The 15,048-nt window shown below is 53.9% G+C and carries 13 protein-coding genes; 7 read left to right on the top strand and 6 right to left on the bottom strand.

What is annotated here, in order from left to right:
• Positions 1–72: 72 nt before the first annotated feature.
• The 4 genes from WCC56_RS12805 (at position 73) to ruvB (ending at position 3,081) form a co-directional block, all read left to right on the top strand.
• On the top strand, positions 73–816 hold the full coding sequence (locus WCC56_RS12805) for a YebC/PmpR family DNA-binding transcriptional regulator (protein ID WP_424692737.1): 744 nt from the start codon (positions 73–75) through the stop codon (positions 814–816).
• Between the two features lie 40 nt (positions 817–856).
• On the top strand, positions 857–1,381 hold the full coding sequence (ruvC, locus tag WCC56_RS12800) for a crossover junction endodeoxyribonuclease RuvC (RefSeq protein ID WP_424692736.1): 525 nt from the start codon (positions 857–859) through the stop codon (positions 1,379–1,381).
• Between the two features lie 69 nt (positions 1,382–1,450).
• Positions 1,451–2,068 carry a Holliday junction branch migration protein RuvA gene (gene ruvA, locus WCC56_RS12795; RefSeq protein WP_424692735.1) on the top strand — a complete coding sequence of 206 codons (618 nt, stop codon included), beginning with the start codon at positions 1,451–1,453 and terminating at the stop codon, positions 2,066–2,068.
• Between the two features lie 8 nt (positions 2,069–2,076).
• Positions 2,077–3,081, top strand: a complete 1,005-nt coding sequence (ruvB, locus tag WCC56_RS12790) for a Holliday junction branch migration DNA helicase RuvB (protein ID WP_424692734.1) — start codon at positions 2,077–2,079, stop codon at positions 3,079–3,081.
• Between the two features lie 92 nt (positions 3,082–3,173).
• Here ruvB and znuB read toward each other — a convergent pair whose 3' ends face one another.
• The gene (gene znuB, locus WCC56_RS12785; RefSeq protein ID WP_424692733.1) at positions 3,174–3,959 is read right to left on the bottom strand and encodes a zinc ABC transporter permease subunit ZnuB; all 786 of its coding nucleotides are present in this window, start codon (positions 3,957–3,959) and stop codon (positions 3,174–3,176) included.
• A complete protein-coding gene (gene znuC, locus WCC56_RS12780) occupies positions 3,956–4,708 on the bottom strand; it encodes a zinc ABC transporter ATP-binding protein ZnuC (protein ID WP_424692732.1) in 753 nt (250 codons plus the stop codon). The genes znuB and znuC overlap by 4 nt, the downstream gene beginning before the upstream one ends.
• Positions 4,709–4,785: 77 nt before the next feature.
• Between znuC and znuA the strand changes: the two genes are divergently transcribed.
• The 3 genes from znuA to lpxM all read left to right on the top strand — a co-directional run bounded on the left by znuA (position 4,786) and on the right by lpxM (position 8,180).
• Entirely contained in the window at positions 4,786–5,733 is a 948-nt protein-coding gene (gene znuA, locus WCC56_RS12775) for a zinc ABC transporter substrate-binding protein ZnuA (RefSeq protein ID WP_424692731.1), read from the top strand.
• A gap of 13 nt (positions 5,734–5,746) precedes the next feature.
• A complete protein-coding gene (gene mepM / locus WCC56_RS12770) occupies positions 5,747–7,075 on the top strand; it encodes a murein DD-endopeptidase MepM (RefSeq protein ID WP_424692730.1) in 1,329 nt (442 codons plus the stop codon).
• Between the two features lie 133 nt (positions 7,076–7,208).
• The gene (lpxM, locus tag WCC56_RS12765) at positions 7,209–8,180 is read left to right on the top strand and encodes a lauroyl-Kdo(2)-lipid IV(A) myristoyltransferase (RefSeq protein ID WP_424692729.1); all 972 of its coding nucleotides are present in this window, start codon (positions 7,209–7,211) and stop codon (positions 8,178–8,180) included.
• Positions 8,181–8,253: 73 nt separating this feature from the next.
• Here lpxM and WCC56_RS12760 read toward each other — a convergent pair whose 3' ends face one another.
• The 4 genes from WCC56_RS12760 to WCC56_RS12745 form a co-directional block, all read right to left on the bottom strand.
• Positions 8,254–9,489, bottom strand: coding sequence for an MFS transporter (locus tag WCC56_RS12760; RefSeq protein ID WP_424692728.1), 1,236 nt, complete (start codon positions 9,487–9,489; stop codon positions 8,254–8,256).
• Between the two features lie 172 nt (positions 9,490–9,661).
• A complete protein-coding gene (locus tag WCC56_RS12755; RefSeq protein WP_424692727.1) occupies positions 9,662–12,013 on the bottom strand; it encodes a GNAT family N-acetyltransferase in 2,352 nt (783 codons plus the stop codon).
• 1 nt (position 12,014) lies between these two features.
• A complete protein-coding gene (locus WCC56_RS12750) occupies positions 12,015–13,304 on the bottom strand; it encodes a lysine N(6)-hydroxylase/L-ornithine N(5)-oxygenase family protein (protein WP_424692726.1) in 1,290 nt (429 codons plus the stop codon).
• Between the two features lie 10 nt (positions 13,305–13,314).
• Positions 13,315–14,868 carry a pyridoxal phosphate-dependent decarboxylase family protein gene (locus tag WCC56_RS12745; RefSeq protein ID WP_424692725.1) on the bottom strand — a complete coding sequence of 518 codons (1,554 nt, stop codon included), beginning with the start codon at positions 14,866–14,868 and terminating at the stop codon, positions 13,315–13,317.
• Between the last annotated feature and the right edge of the window lie 180 nt (positions 14,869–15,048).

The raw sequence follows: 15,048 nt of genomic DNA, 5'->3' as shown, positions 1-15,048 counted from the left end.
TTACTAAGTCCTGGAGTAATCGCCAGGCAATAGAAGAATTTGTTATTTAGTCTTTTCTGGAGAATTGAATTTATGGCAGGCCACAGTAAATGGGCTAACACCAAGCACCGTAAAGCGGCGCAGGATTACAAACGCGGTAAGATCTTTACCAAGATTATCCGTGAGCTGGTAACTGCAGCAAAACTGGGTGGCGGCGATGCCGGCTCCAACCCACGTTTGCGTGCCGCAATGGACAAAGCGCTGTCGAACAACATGACGCGTGACACCATGAACCGTGCCATTGCACGCGGCGTGGGTGGCGATGACGACAGCAACATGGAAACCATCATTTATGAAGGTTACGGCCCAGGCGGCACCGCTGTAATGGTTGAGTGCCTGAGTGATAACCGTAACCGTACCGTCTCTGAAGTGCGTCATGCCTTCAGCAAAACTGGTGGTAACCTCGGAACTGATGGGTCTGTTGCTTATCTGTTCACCCGCAAAGGCGTGATCACTTTCGCTCCGGGTCTGGCAGAAGATGACGTGATGGATGCGGCATTAGAAGCGGGCGCTGATGACATAGTGACTTATGACGATGGCACAATTGATGTGTTCACCGCCTGGGAAACCGTTGGTCAGGTGAAAGATACGCTCGAAGCCGCAGGCTTGAAGGCTGAATCTGCTGAAGTGACCATGATCCCGTCGACCAAAGCTGATATGGATGAAGACACCGCACCTAAACTGCTGCGTCTGATCGATATGCTGGAAGACTGTGATGATGTACAGGAAGTCTACCATAACGGTGAGATCTCCGATGAGGTGGCGGCAACCCTTTAATGGCGTTGTTTCTGCTCAACCCGCTGGCCGGAGGTGCGTGATGGCGATCATTCTTGGTATTGACCCAGGTTCACGCATCACTGGTTACGGCGTTATTCGTCAGGTAGGCCGCCAGCTGACTTATCTCGGCAGCGGCTGTATCCGTACCAACGTGGTTGATCTGCCTTCACGGCTGAAACTGATTTACGCTGGTGTCAGCGAGATCATTACCCAGTTTCAGCCGGAGTTTTTTGCCATTGAGCAGGTCTTTATGGCGAAAAATGCCGACTCAGCGTTAAAGCTGGGGCAGGCGCGCGGCGCGGCGATTGTGGCGGCTGTAAATCAAGATTTGCCGGTTTTTGAATACGCGGCACGTCAGGTGAAACAAACCGTCGTAGGCACCGGCAGCGCAGAAAAAAGCCAGGTGCAGCACATGGTACGAACCTTGCTGAAACTGTCGGCTAATCCGCAGGCTGATGCCGCAGATGCGCTGGCCATCGCGATTACTCATTGCCACATGAGCCAGAACATTAACCGAATAGGCGAGGGGCCGTTAAGCCTGGCGCGGGGTCGTCTCCGTTCCTGATAAGCTGGATATCCATCCAGCTTTTTTTATGGTATAAAATCCCACTACTCTTATGTGAAGGATGCGAATGTGATTGGTCGTCTTAGAGGCATTATTTTAGAAAAACAGCCACCGTTAGTGCTGCTTGAAGCGAATGGCGTAGGCTACGAAGTGCATATGCCGATGACCTGTTTTTATGAGCTGCCTGAACTGAATCAAGAAGCCATTCTGTTCACCCAATTTGTGGTGCGCGAAGATGCTCAACTGCTGTTTGGTTTTAACAGCAAACAAGAGCGAGCCCTGTTCCGTGAACTGATTAAAGTGAACGGCGTTGGGCCGAAGCTGGCCCTGGCCATTCTGTCTGGTATGTCTGCTCAACAGTTTGTCACGGCCGTAGAGCGGGAAGAAATTGCTGCGCTGGTGAAACTGCCAGGCGTAGGCAAGAAAACGGCCGAACGTCTGGTCGTTGAGATGAAGGACCGCTTCAAAGGAATGCATGGCGATCTGTTCGCCGTAGATGCGCCGTTCGCGCTGACCAGCGAAGTGCAGCAGGCTGATGCTGCTAACGATGCAGAGGGCGAAGCCGTTGCTGCTCTCGTCTCGCTGGGGTATAAACCTCAGGAAGCCAGCCGGATGATCAGTAAACTGGGCCGTCCGGATGCTGATTGTGAAACGCTGATCCGTGAAGCGCTCCGCGCTGCAATTTGAGGTAGAGCATGATAGAAGCCGATCGCCTGGTCTCGCCGGGAACCATTACCGAAGAAGAGGTCATTGACCGCGCCATTCGCCCCAAGCTGCTGCAAGAGTACGTGGGGCAACCGGTGGTGCGCGAACAAATGGAGATCTTTATCCAGGCGGCCAAAATGCGCGGTGATGCCCTCGATCATCTGCTGATCTTCGGCCCGCCAGGCTTGGGGAAAACCACGCTGGCAAATATCGTGGCGAATGAGATGGGCGTGAACCTGCGCACCACCTCTGGCCCGGTGCTGGAGAAGGCAGGCGATCTGGCTGCCATGCTCACCAACCTGGAACCTCACGATGTGCTGTTTATCGATGAGATCCACCGTTTGTCCCCGGTGGTGGAAGAGGTACTGTATCCGGCGATGGAAGATTATCAGCTGGATATCATGATCGGTGAAGGTCCAGCCGCGCGATCTATCAAACTCGACTTGCCGCCTTTTACGTTGATTGGCGCCACCACGCGTGCCGGATCCCTGACGTCACCGCTGCGTGACCGTTTTGGCATCGTCCAGCGTCTGGAGTTTTACAAGGTTGAAGACCTGCGGCATATCGTCTCGCGCAGCGCTGCCTGCCTGGGATTGCCATTAAGCGATGAGGGTGCGCTGGAAATTGCCCGCCGTGCGCGTGGAACACCGCGAATTGCTAACCGCCTGTTACGACGCGTGCGTGACTTCTCCGAAGTGCGTGCCGCTGGCAGCCTGAGTGGTGATGTAGCCTCTCGCGCGCTGGATATGCTCAGTGTTGATACTGAAGGCTTTGACTATATGGACCGCAAGCTGCTGCTGGCGATCATCGATAAGTTTATGGGCGGGCCGGTTGGCCTGGATAACCTTGCGGCTGCCATTGGTGAAGAGCGTGAGACCATTGAAGATGTGCTGGAACCCTATCTTATCCAGCAAGGTTTCATTCAGCGCACGCCGCGTGGCCGCATGGCGACTCAGCACGCTTACAAGCACTTTGGTATTACGCGGGAAGAGTAACTTTTACCCATTCCAGACGAAAAAAAACCGGGCAGACAATCCCGGTTTTTTTATGGCTGAAGCAGCCTGCTTACTCAGTAATGCGGGGCCAGTCAGACCGCCGGACGTTTCAGCATACTCAGCATAAACATCAGCGAAGCACCCAGCACCACCGAAGGGCCAGCCGGCGTGTCGTACCAGGCTGAGAAGCTTAGCCCAGCCGTTACCGCCAGAATCCCTACCAGCACAGCAATCCCGGCCATCTGTTCAGGTGAACGCGCAAAACGTCTCGCTGTTGCAGCAGGAATAATTAACAGCGAAGTGATGATTAACGCACCAACAAATTTCATGGCCACACCAATGGTCAACGCTGTTACCAGCATCAGCACCATTTTGGTCCGCTGAATATTTACGCCGTCTACCTGCGCCAGTTCAGGGCTGATCGTCATCGACAGCAGAGAACGCCAGTTAAAGGCCAGCACCGCCAGCACGATGGCGACGCCAGCGCCAATGGTATACAGGTCGGTTGGGGTGACGGAGAGCAGGTCACCAAAAAGATAGGCCATCAAATCGACCCGCACGTTCGACATCAGGCTGACTACCACCAGACCCAACGACAGCGCGCTGTGAGCAAGAATACCCAGCAGGGTATCAATGGCGAGATGCGGCCTGCGTTCCAGCCAGACCAGCAGCAAAGAGAGCAGCAGCGTAATGGCAATCACGGCATAAAACGGGCTGATATTCAGCAGCAGACCAAAGGCTACGCCAAGCAGAGAAGCATGGGCCAGCGTATCGCCAAAATAGGACATCCTGCGCCACACCACAAACGAGCCAAGCGGGCCAGCGGCCAGCGCGAGTAAAAAACCGGCAAACCAGCCGGGTAACAACAGTTCAATCACTGATTCTGCCCTCTGCGTAAAACAATGCGTCCCTGTAAATCGTGACGGTGATTATGCTGGTGACGATAAATGGCTAACTGTTCGGCACCACGGGAGCCAAACATTGAGATAAATTCAGGGTGTTTAGAGACAACTTCTGGCGTGCCGGAGCAGCAGATGTGTTGATTAAGACACAGCACTTCGTCAGTTTTTGCCATAACCAGATGCAGGTCGTGCGAAACCATCAGCACGGCACAGTTTAATTCGTTGCGCAATTGGTCGATCAAATCGTACAACGCGACCTGGCCGTTCACGTCCACGCCCTGAGTCGGTTCATCAAGAACCAGCACCTGTGGCTGATTCAGCAAAGCACGAGCCAGCAGCACTCGCTGCATTTCCCCGCCAGATAATTTCTGCAGCGGGTAATTTAGGAGTTGTGCAGCCTGAACTCGCTTCAATGCAGGCAGGATATCGTTGCGCTTCACACCGCCGCGAAGCAGCATAAACCGCTCGACGGTCAGGGGCAGGGTAGCGTCCAGATGGATTTTTTGCGGCACATAGCCAATCCGCAACTGGGACGGACGGTTTATCTTGCCCTGGTCCGGTTGGATCAGGCCCAGCACTACGCGGACAAGCGTCGACTTCCCTGCGCCATTAGGGCCGAGCAGGGTCAGGATCTTACCGGGTTGCAGCGTTAACGAAACATCGGAAAGTACACGACGTGCGCCAAAGCGGACAGAGACTTTTTCCAGGCTAATCAGTGAGGACATATTCATTACAGGTTGCCAAAGTTTTAGAATGTTATAATATCACACTCCATCGACTTCTCACGATGGATTGACATATTATGTTACATAATAAAAAACCGCTTTTTACCCTCATCTCCGCTCTGGGATTAGCCGCTTCTCTGGCTGCCCCTGCCCATGCTGCCGTTGTGGCTTCCGTTAAACCCTTAGGCTTTATTGCTGCAGCCATCGCTGATGGGGTCACTCAGGTAGAAGTGCTGTTACCAGATGGCGCCTCTGAGCATGATTACGCACTGCGTCCATCCGATATCAAACGCTTGCAGGGCGCGGATCTTGTGGTCTGGGTAGGGCCAGAAATGGAAGCCTTTATGCCGAAAGCCGTGGCGCAATTACCGGTCCAAAAATCAGTAGAATTATCAGAATTACCAGGGGTAAAACCGCTGTTAATCAAGGGTGCAGACGAGGATGATCATGATCATGGGGAAAGTGCCCATGGACAGGATGAGGCCGACGATCACCCTCACCACGGTGAGTATAATATGCACCTGTGGATGTCCCCAGAGATAGCAAGGCAATCGGCGGTTGCAATCCATGCAAAATTATTGGAACTTATGCCCGAAAGCAGAGACAAACTAGACGCGAACCTCAAACATTTTGAGGATGAATTGGCATCGGCCGATACGCAAATAGATGCTCAGCTTGCGCCGGTTAAAGGTAAAGGGTATTTCGTTTTTCACGATGCTTACAGCTACTTTGAAAAACACTTCGGCTTGACCCCAACGGGTCATTTTACCGTCAACCCTGAGATCCAACCGGGCGCCCAGCGACTACATCAAATTCGAACAGAGCTGGTTGAGCAAAAGGCCGTCTGCGTCTTTGCTGAACCACAGTTCAGGCCGGCCGTGATCAATGCGGTTGCCAGAGGCACCAACGTCCGTTCAGGCACGCTGGATCCGCTGGGAATCGACATTACTGTTGCCAGAGACAGCTACGTGAAATTCCTCTCACAGTTGTCCAGCCAGTACACGAGCTGCCTGAAAGGAGCCTAGAGGAAATTCATAAGTGCAGCAGATTGCCCGCGCTGTCAGTATGGCGTTTAACACATTGCCGCGAACCCACCGCATCATGCTGGGTTCGCTCACCGTAGTGACACTGGCCGTCTCCGTCTGGCGGCCCTTTGTTTATCATCAAACCGGTGAAACCAACCCTATCGTCAAAAGCATTATCCTGGATAAGAGCCAGCTGCGCTCGGTGACACCTGAAGCCAGCGAACCGCTCGATCAGGACACGCCTGCGCCAGAAGATGATGTGCCTAAAGATGAGATAGATCAGGATGTTCCGAATGAATCCGGCACCCACGATTATGTCGTTTCTTCGGGCGACACCTTAAGCAGCGTCCTGAATCAGTATGGCATTGATATGAGTGATATCAACCAACTGGCTAAGGTAGATAAGGATCTGCGCAACCTGGGTGTGGGCCAACAGCTTAGCTGGACGCTGACCGATGATGGCCAGCTTCAACGCCTGACCTGGGAAGCTTCTCGCCGTGAAACCCGCACTTATGACCGCTCAGGCGACACCTTTAAATCCTCTTCTGAAGTGCAGAAGGGTGAGTGGAAAGATGCCGTTCTGTCCGGAACCGTTAACGGCAGTTTTGTTAACAGTGCCAAACAGGCTGGCTTGAGCAGCGGTGAAATCAGTTCAGTCATTAAGGCGCTGCAGTGGCAGATGGACTTCCGTAAGCTTCGTAACGGTGACAAATTCTCTGTGCTGATGTCCCGCGAAATGCTGGAAGGCAAAAGCGAGCAGAGCCAACTGTCTGGCGTACGATTGCAAAGCGGCGGGAAAGATTACTACGCTATCCGCGCCAATGACGGTAAGTTTTATGACCGTACCGGTTCTGGTCTGGCGCAAGGCTTTATGCGTTTCCCAACCGTTAAACAGTATCGCGTGTCATCAAACTTTAACCCGCGTCGTGTGAACCCGGTAACGGGCCGTGTTGCCCCGCATAAAGGCGTCGACTTTGCCCTACCGATTGGCACGCCTGTTCTGGCTGTAGGTGACGGTGAAGTTATCGTCTCCAAGCGTAGCGGTGGCGCTGGTAACTATGTGGCGATCCGTCACGGTCGCCAGTATATGACCCGCTATATGCATATGCAGAAGCTGCTGGTGAAGCCGGGCGAGAAAGTGAAGCGTGGCGAGCGTATCGGGCTGTCCGGCAGCACCGGGCGTTCTACCGGTCCTCACCTGCACTTTGAAATCTGGATCAACAACCAGGCTGTGAATCCACTGACGGCTAAACTGCCGCGCATGGAAGGCCTGACAGGTAAAGATCGCCGTGATTACCTGGCGCAAGTCCGTGACGTCATGCCGCAGTTACGCTTTAAATAAGTCAGTTTTAACGTTCTTCTTTAAGCCGACGGGATATCCCGCCGGCTTTTTCATTTTAGCGACGGAATGATTTGGGGATTGCAAAATTGCCCGTCGGCACTATCATTAGCCCGTTATTGTTTGAGGCGAGTGCATGGAAAACAGCAAAAAAAGCAACATAGAGTTCATTCCTACCTTTCAGAAGTCTTTTCTGCTGCCAAAATATTGGGGCAACTGGCTGGCAATTGGTGCCTTTGCCGGTCTGGCTTGGGTCCCACCGCGTGCGCGCGATCCGCTGCTGGGCGCACTGGGGCGTCTGACAGGAAAGATAGCGAAAAGTGCCAGAAGACGTGCACAGATCAACTTGTTGTACTGTATGCCAGAAGTATCGGAAGCCGATCGGGAAGAAATCATTGATGAGATGTTCGCTATGGCGCCTCAGTCAATGGCGATGATGGCCGAACTGGCGTTACGCCCGGATCATGCAATCCGTCGTATCCACTGGCATAACAAAGAGATTATCGAAGAGATCAGGGCTCAGGGTCAAAACGTCATCTTCCTGGTCCCCCACGGTTGGGCTGTGGATATTCCGGCGATGGTGCTGGCTTATGAAGGCCAGAAAATGGCGGCGATGTTTCATAATCAGAGCGATCCGCTGTTCGACTACGTCTGGAATGCCATTCGTCGCCGTTTTGGTGGCCGTATGCACGCACGCAATGACGGTATTAAGCCCTTTATCAGTTCGATCCGTCAGGGCTACTGGGGCTACTATCTGCCGGACCAGGATCATGGTCCGGAGCAGAGCGAGTTTGTGGACTTTTTTGCTACTTATAAAGCCACTCTGCCAGCGGTAGGTCGCCTGATGAAGATTTGCCGTGCGCGTGTTGTCCCGTTGTTCCCGGTGTATAACAGCAAAACCCATCAGATGGATATCTATCTCCGTGAGCCGATGGATGATTTAGTGAATGTGGATGACCACACGCTGGCGCGCCGGATGAACGAAGAAGTTGAGGAGCTGGTGCGGCCTAATCCGGAACAGTACACCTGGATCCTGAAACTGTTGAAAACGCGTAAAGAGGGCGATATAGAGCCGTACAAACGCAAAGATCTCTACCGAAAGAAGTAAATCAGGTCGGGATAAAAAAAGAGCGGAGTGATAATCACTCCGCTCTTTTTGTTGGTAACTATCCAACTCGTATCTAGTTCACCGCCGTTATCGTTGTGCGACGTTTCCGCTCACGCAGGAAAGAACGCACCAGCAGCAACCACACCAGACCACAAGCCAGATTCACCACGCTGAACATAAAGCTTCCGCCACTGAAGTAAGCGCTTTTCGCCAGCTCAATCCCTAACGCAAAGACCAGGATACTGACCATGCCAAGCATCGCAGCAACGCTGCCTTTGCCAGCCGTGCTGGAGAACAGCGTCAGACGATAAAGCCCGGCGTTCACCAGCCCGGTGCCAAAGCCGTACAGACTAAGACCAGCCGTCAGCCACAGATAGCTGTGTGGGTTGATTGAGGTGCAGAGTGCAGCCAGCGCAAGGCCAATCACAATCGGCCAGGCACCCAGTTTTAACGGTTGTTCAATCGCCAGACGGCCAGAGAGGCGACCCAGCGTCAGGTTACCCGCAATCATCGCGACAAACACCGGCAGCTGTAACAGGGCATAATCCATGCGGGTCAAGCCTTCATCATGGATCAGGATCACCGGGGAAAGGGCAACCCAGGCCAGGCAGGGAATAGTCACCAGGCCGATAGCCAGCGAGCCACTCATCACCTGACGGTCTGTCAGCAGGGAGTAATAGCCTTTGCCCAATGATTTCAGTGACAGCGAGGTATTACGGTCACCCGACGTTTCCGGCATAGTGCGCCACAGGCCGATCAGCGCTATCGCCGTTACGCCACCAAACAACCAGAACATGGTGCGCCATTCGCCCACAGACAGGAAAGCCGCTCCGGCCAGCGGCCCAGCCAGCGGAGCCAGCAGCGCTACGTTAGCCATCAGCGCCATAATCTTCACGCTGAGGGATTCATCAAAGGCTTCCTGGATCGCGGCGTACCCCACCGCGCCAATGAAGCACAGGCTTATCCCCTGTAAAAATCGCAGCAGGATAAACTGCTCAATGCTCTGCACCCAATGTGTGGCGAAGCAGGTCAGCATAAAGAAAGCAACGCCAGCCAGCATCACCGGACGGCGACCAAGCTTGTCGGAAAGGGGGCCCAGTAACCATTGCAGCACGATCCCACCAATAAGATAGGCAGTTAGCGAGGCGGAAACCCATTCCGGGCCAACCTTGAATTCGCTGGTGACCAGCAACATACCTGGCTGGATCATGTCGTGGGCGATGTACGTCGCAAACTCAAACAGCACAAGGGAGAGAGGGAAAATCAGATGGCGGCGGGTAAGGCTCGACACCGGAACAAATGAGGCCATTCTGGCTCCTTCCAGCAAGGATAAGAAAAACAAAAGACGCGGTCACCAAAGCGACCGCGTCAACATACACCAGTTTTGTGGAGGATTGATGAATTATCTGGCTTAGCGTTACGGCTCGTTGGCGTCAGGGGCTCACTCCCTGCGGCAACAGCTAAGCCGGTTCACTCACTCCTTAACGAAACGCCGCAATCGGGTTGACCAGGGTGCCGGCAAACTTCAGGTTTTCTGCCGGATCGGACAGGTTAATCATCTGCTGATTGTTCGCCAACTGCAGGCGGTTCAGGCAAGAGCGGGTGAACTCAGGCGTGAACATATCATAGCGCTCGAACTTGCTCGCCAACTGCGGATGAGCCTGCTGATACGCTTTCACACAGCTGGCCACGGCCTGCCAGAACTTCTCTTCAGGCAGCGTGCCAGACTCATCAAGAATGGCGCTGATAAAGCGGAAGATGCAGTCGAACACGTCAGTAAAGATCGAGAGCAGCTTCAGATTTTCCGGTACGTCGACCGCCAGACGTTGCACTTTCTCAGGTAATACCGCGTCCGGATTCATTACGGCAATCTCTTCGCCGATGTCTTTCATATAGGCACTGACCGGCACGTTGTTTTCCAGCAGCAGGATCAGGTTCTCGCCGTGCGGCATAAAGACCAGGTCATGCTGGTAGAAGCAGTGCAGTAACGGGCTGAGATAGCAGGTCAGATAGCGCGCAATCCATTGATCGGCCGCTAAACCAGAGTCCGCGATCAGAGCAGGTAGCAGCGCTTTCTGATGCTGATCGATATGCAGGAACGACGCCATGGTCATCAGGCGCTGGTTAGCCTGAAGGTTGGCAACCGGGTTATCACGCCACAGCGCGGCAAACATCTTCTTATATGCCGAATCACCGGCGATCGCTTTCTCGTAGTAGCGGTTGTGGTAACCCACTGCAGCCACTTCACGCAGGATGCGGAAGTCACAGCGTTGCAACCAGTCATCCTTCGCGACCAGCCCTTCCAGCCATTCGTTGATCGCCGGTGTGGTCGCCATATAATAAGGCGAAAGGCCGCGCATAAAGCCCATATTCAGCACCGACAGGGCGGTTTTTACGTAACGCTTATTCGGCTGGCTACGGTTGAAGAAGGTGCGGATAGACTGTTGAGCCTGATACTGGTCGTCGCCCGTGCCAAGGAAAACAATGTCGTTGTTGGCGATATCCGGCGCGAATACCGTCAGCAATTTGTTCTGCCACTGCCACGGATGCACGGGCATAAACAGATAGTCATCGGTCGCCAGGCCTTTGTCAGTTAACTGACGGTTAAAGCCGTTCACTGTCGCTTCACCCAGTTCATCACGCATCAACTGCTCATACTCCAGATCGCTCAGGCTGGAGAAATGGGCATTGCGCAGATGAACCGCTACCCAGACCAGGTTGATTGGCGTGGCGGCTTCAGGGGCGAAGGCCAGATAATCGCGCGCATCAAAGCCGATGCGGCCATTGTTGGCCACAAAGCACGGATGGCCTTCGGTCATTGAGGCTTCCACCGTCTGGAAGTCAGCACTGACCAGTGCGGCACTGTCTGGATTGTTCTTTTGCAGTTTAAATACGCTGCTGCACAAGGTACTGGTGATCTCTTCCATGTAGGTCGCCAGCATCGCCGGAGGAATGCCAATCTGCTGATTGAATTCCACGATAAATTGCAGCGCATCCAGCGTCAGCACATGGCCGTTTTCCTGCTTGATCAGGGAGTCTGCCTCAATCTCCCAGTGATCCAGGGCTAAACGACGAGCTTTAAACTGATAGTCAGCTTCGCCACCCGGCACGGCGAGGGTGAAACGACCGTTACTCAGCGCAGTTGGCGCGATGATCTTCTCATGGGCGAACTCAGCAATCGCTTTGCGGATCAGCATCCGGTTTGCCAGCGACCAGTTTTCACCTGACAGATGGGATCCGGAAAGAAGCGGGTTATCGTTAGTCATAGTCAGCGTTTCCTGCAGTAAGGCTTGTTGATAATCGTCGCGGTGGCAGAAAGCCAGCCAGGCGGTTTTGTGGCCCATATCGACAGTGTGCTGGTAGCGGAAGCCTGCACGCTTGTTCAGTGGATGAATTTTGTCATTACGCACGTCGGGCTCGACCACCACGCGTTGCACTTCAGGCTGGCTGAACATGTAATCCATCACCACGCTGAACACCTGCCAGCTAAACTGGCGCACTGGCCGGTTGGCCGGAGCAATCAGGATATGCATACCGTAATCGCCAGCTTGAGCCTGATAGTATTTGCCCACTTCATCTTCGCCAGCCTGATAGAACTCCATCAGGAAGACCGGCTTGTCATCACAACAGCCAATCAGCGCTGCACGCGGATTATTGGCGGTGAGGTTGCCGTAGAACGTCGCAACCTGTTGCAGGCTGTCGCTCTGCATTCCCCAGAAACGGGCATAATCGCGCGTCACCCAGCTGTGGATTAAGGAAGCGTCTTCAGCCTGCATCGGACGAAGGGTGAACTGGCCCGCCGGACGGGCTCTGCTAAACAGTGTTTGTGACATATCAACGTTCCGATTTGGCCGGGAAAGTCTGGAAAGCGATCTGACGTTCAACCGGATAAACTTCCCGGCCCGCCAGTTCGCGCAGTAAGACGGAGTTGCGGTAGCACGCCATTCCCAGGTCTGGCGTGACAAATCCATGGGTATGCAGCTCGGCATTTTGCACAAAGACCTGGTTGTTATGGTCGATGCTGTAGTTACGCTGCACGTCGTAGCGGCCTTTCTCATCCCAGCGTAAGCGGCTGGCAATACCCTCAATGAACATCGGAGGGCGATAGTGATAACCGGTCGCCATAACCAGACCTTCAGTGCGACGGGTAAAGGGCCGGTCCTGCTCCTGCTGATGCAGGGAAAGCTCAAACTCCCCGTCTGGCAGCCAGCGCATGTCCTTCAGTTCGGCGTGAGTGAACAGGTTGACGTTGAGTTCACCATCCAGCTGTTTCACATACATCAGATCATAGATGTCATTGATCAGGCTGCTGTTAATGCCTTTATAGAGGTTTTTGTGGCGAGCATTCAGCGCATCACGTTTCTCCGGCGGCAGATCGTGGAAGTAGTCAATCCACTCCGGCGAAGTCATCTCCAGCGTCAGTTTGGTGTACTCCAGCGGGTAAAAGCGCGGTGCACGCGTCACCCAGTTAAGCTGGTATCCGTGGCTGTCGATGTCGGTCAGCAGGTCATAATAGATCTCCGCTGCGCTCTGGCCGCTGCCCAGAACGGTAATCGAGTTTTTTTTCTGCAATTCCGCTTTGTTCACCAGATACTCACTGGAGTGAGTAAACCGTTCGCGATACGGGCGGCTGCACTCTGGCATCCACGCCGCAGGCCCGGTTCCCAGCACCAAATGGCGTGCCAGCCACTCCTGAGGTTTACCGGTTTGAGAATCAACAGAACGGATGCGATAGCACTGCTGGCTGTCGTCATAGCTGACGTATTCCACGCGGGTATTCCAGCGCAGGTTGCTCAGCTGCGAGCAGGCCCACTGGCAGTACTGGTTGTACTCTTTGCGCATCAGGAAAAAGTCTTCCCGGATATAAAAAGAGTACAGCTTGCCTTTCTGCTTCATGTAATTCAGCAGGCTGTAGGGGCTGGTTGGATCGGCCAGCGTCACCAAATCGGCCATAAAAGGCGTTTGCAGGTGGGCGCTTTCCAGCATCATGCCGGTGTGCCAGTCAAAACCAGGATTCTGGTCGAGGAACACGCCGTTCAGTCCTTCAACCGGCTCGCTCAGGCAGGCCAGACCCAGGTTAAAGGGGCCAATGCCGATGCCAACAAAATCATAGATAGTCGTCATAGTAGGGATCTCACTGATTAGCCGCATTCAACGCAGAGTGGCGAACCTGTTCTCGGCCGTAATGGACGATCAGGGCGATAACATCTTCCAGGTCTGCTGCTGTGGTGGTCGGATTCAACAGGGTGAATTTCAGGTACTGGCGACCGTTCACCTTGGTGCCAGCAATCACGGCATTGCCCGAGCGGAACAGCGCTTTGCGGATATTGGCGTTGATCTCATCTACGCTGCTGTCGCTCATGCCTGGACGAGGCACATAGCGGAAGATTTGGGTAGTCAGTTCCGGCGCATGAAGAACTTCAATGGACGGATGGGCGCTTAATAAGGTATGCGCGGTTTGCGTAAGGTCGATGAGGGAGTCAAAGGCTTCACCGAGGGCGGCAGGACCCATGATACGTAGCGTCATCCACATTTTCAGCGCATCAAAACGACGGGTCGTCTGAATGCTTTTGTTCACCAGGTTCGGCGTGCCTTCCTGTTGAGCGCTGAGGGGGTTCAGATAGTCCGCGTGATGAGTGACGTGGCTGAGGTGCTGTTTGTCACGCACAAAGAAGGCGCCGCAGCTGACGCTTTGGAAGAAGGATTTGTGGTAATCCACGGTAACCGAATCCGCTTTTTCTATGCCGTTAAGGCGCTGGCGATGCTGGTCAGAAACCAGCAGGCCGCAGCCGTAAGCGGCATCCACATGCATCCACAATCCATAGTGTTGGCACAGATGCGAGACGGAGTGCAGCGGATCGATGCTGCCAAAGTCGGTGGTGCCGCTGGTGGCAACCACGGCAATTGGGATCAGGCCTTCCTGATGGCAGCGCTGAATTTCCTGCTCCAGCTTCATCGCATCCATACGGTAGTGACTGTCGTAATCCACCGGGATCACCGCATCGTAGCCCAGGCCGAGGATCGCCATAGACTTCTGAATGCTGAAGTGGCTAAGTTTCGAGGTAAATACGCGCCATTTGCTGGCATCCTGCGGCAGTCCCTGATGTTTGATCAGATGACCCGGATGATGCGCAGCACACCAGCTGTCACGCGCCAGCAACATCGCCATCAGATTGGACTGGGTACCGCCACTGGTGAAAATGCCGTCAGAGGTGTGCGGCAAGCCAATGCGGCTGAGTGTCCAGTCGATCACCTTTTGCTCAATCAGGGTACCGCCAGCGCTCTGGTCCCAGGTATCTACCGAACTGTTTACCGCAGCCATAATCTGTTCGGCCAGCAGGGAAGGGAGCACTACCGGGCAATTCAGATGCGCAACGTATTTAGGATGATGGAACCAGACTGCATCACGCAGATAAAGCTCTTTCAGCTCTTCCAGTGCCGCTTCATTGCTGCCCAACGGTGAATTCAGATCGACAGCGTTAAATTTAGGGGCCAGTTCATGAGGAAGGATCCCGCTGAACGGCTTCTCCACCGTGTTGATGGTGTGGGTCAGCAGTGCCAGCACGTCCTGTGTTTGCTGATCCCACGAGGCCAGTTGTTGATCGTTGAAAATGAATTCCTGGTGCCCAGCGGTATCTGGCGTTAAGTGCAGACGCGGCACCGGCTGAGGTTGTGAACGTAAGACCATAGCAATTCCTTAAAAAAATGACGTAGTGAGCCCTGCCATCCTGAAAAAAGGACGACGTTGTACGCCTGACGGCACGGCGTCAGTTCAGATTCGTTAACGTTTTTCCAGGGCGACAAAAACCCTAATGACACATCAATCCAGTGGTTTTAGCTTATCTAAACTAAAATAACTCCTGTTTGT

It is taken from the genome of Erwinia sp. (assembly GCF_049696395.1).
In the GTDB taxonomy this organism is placed as follows: domain Bacteria; phylum Pseudomonadota; class Gammaproteobacteria; order Enterobacterales; family Enterobacteriaceae; genus Erwinia.
The sequence above is the reverse complement of the archived record's forward strand: the minus strand, read 5'-3'. Positions and strand labels throughout refer to the sequence as shown.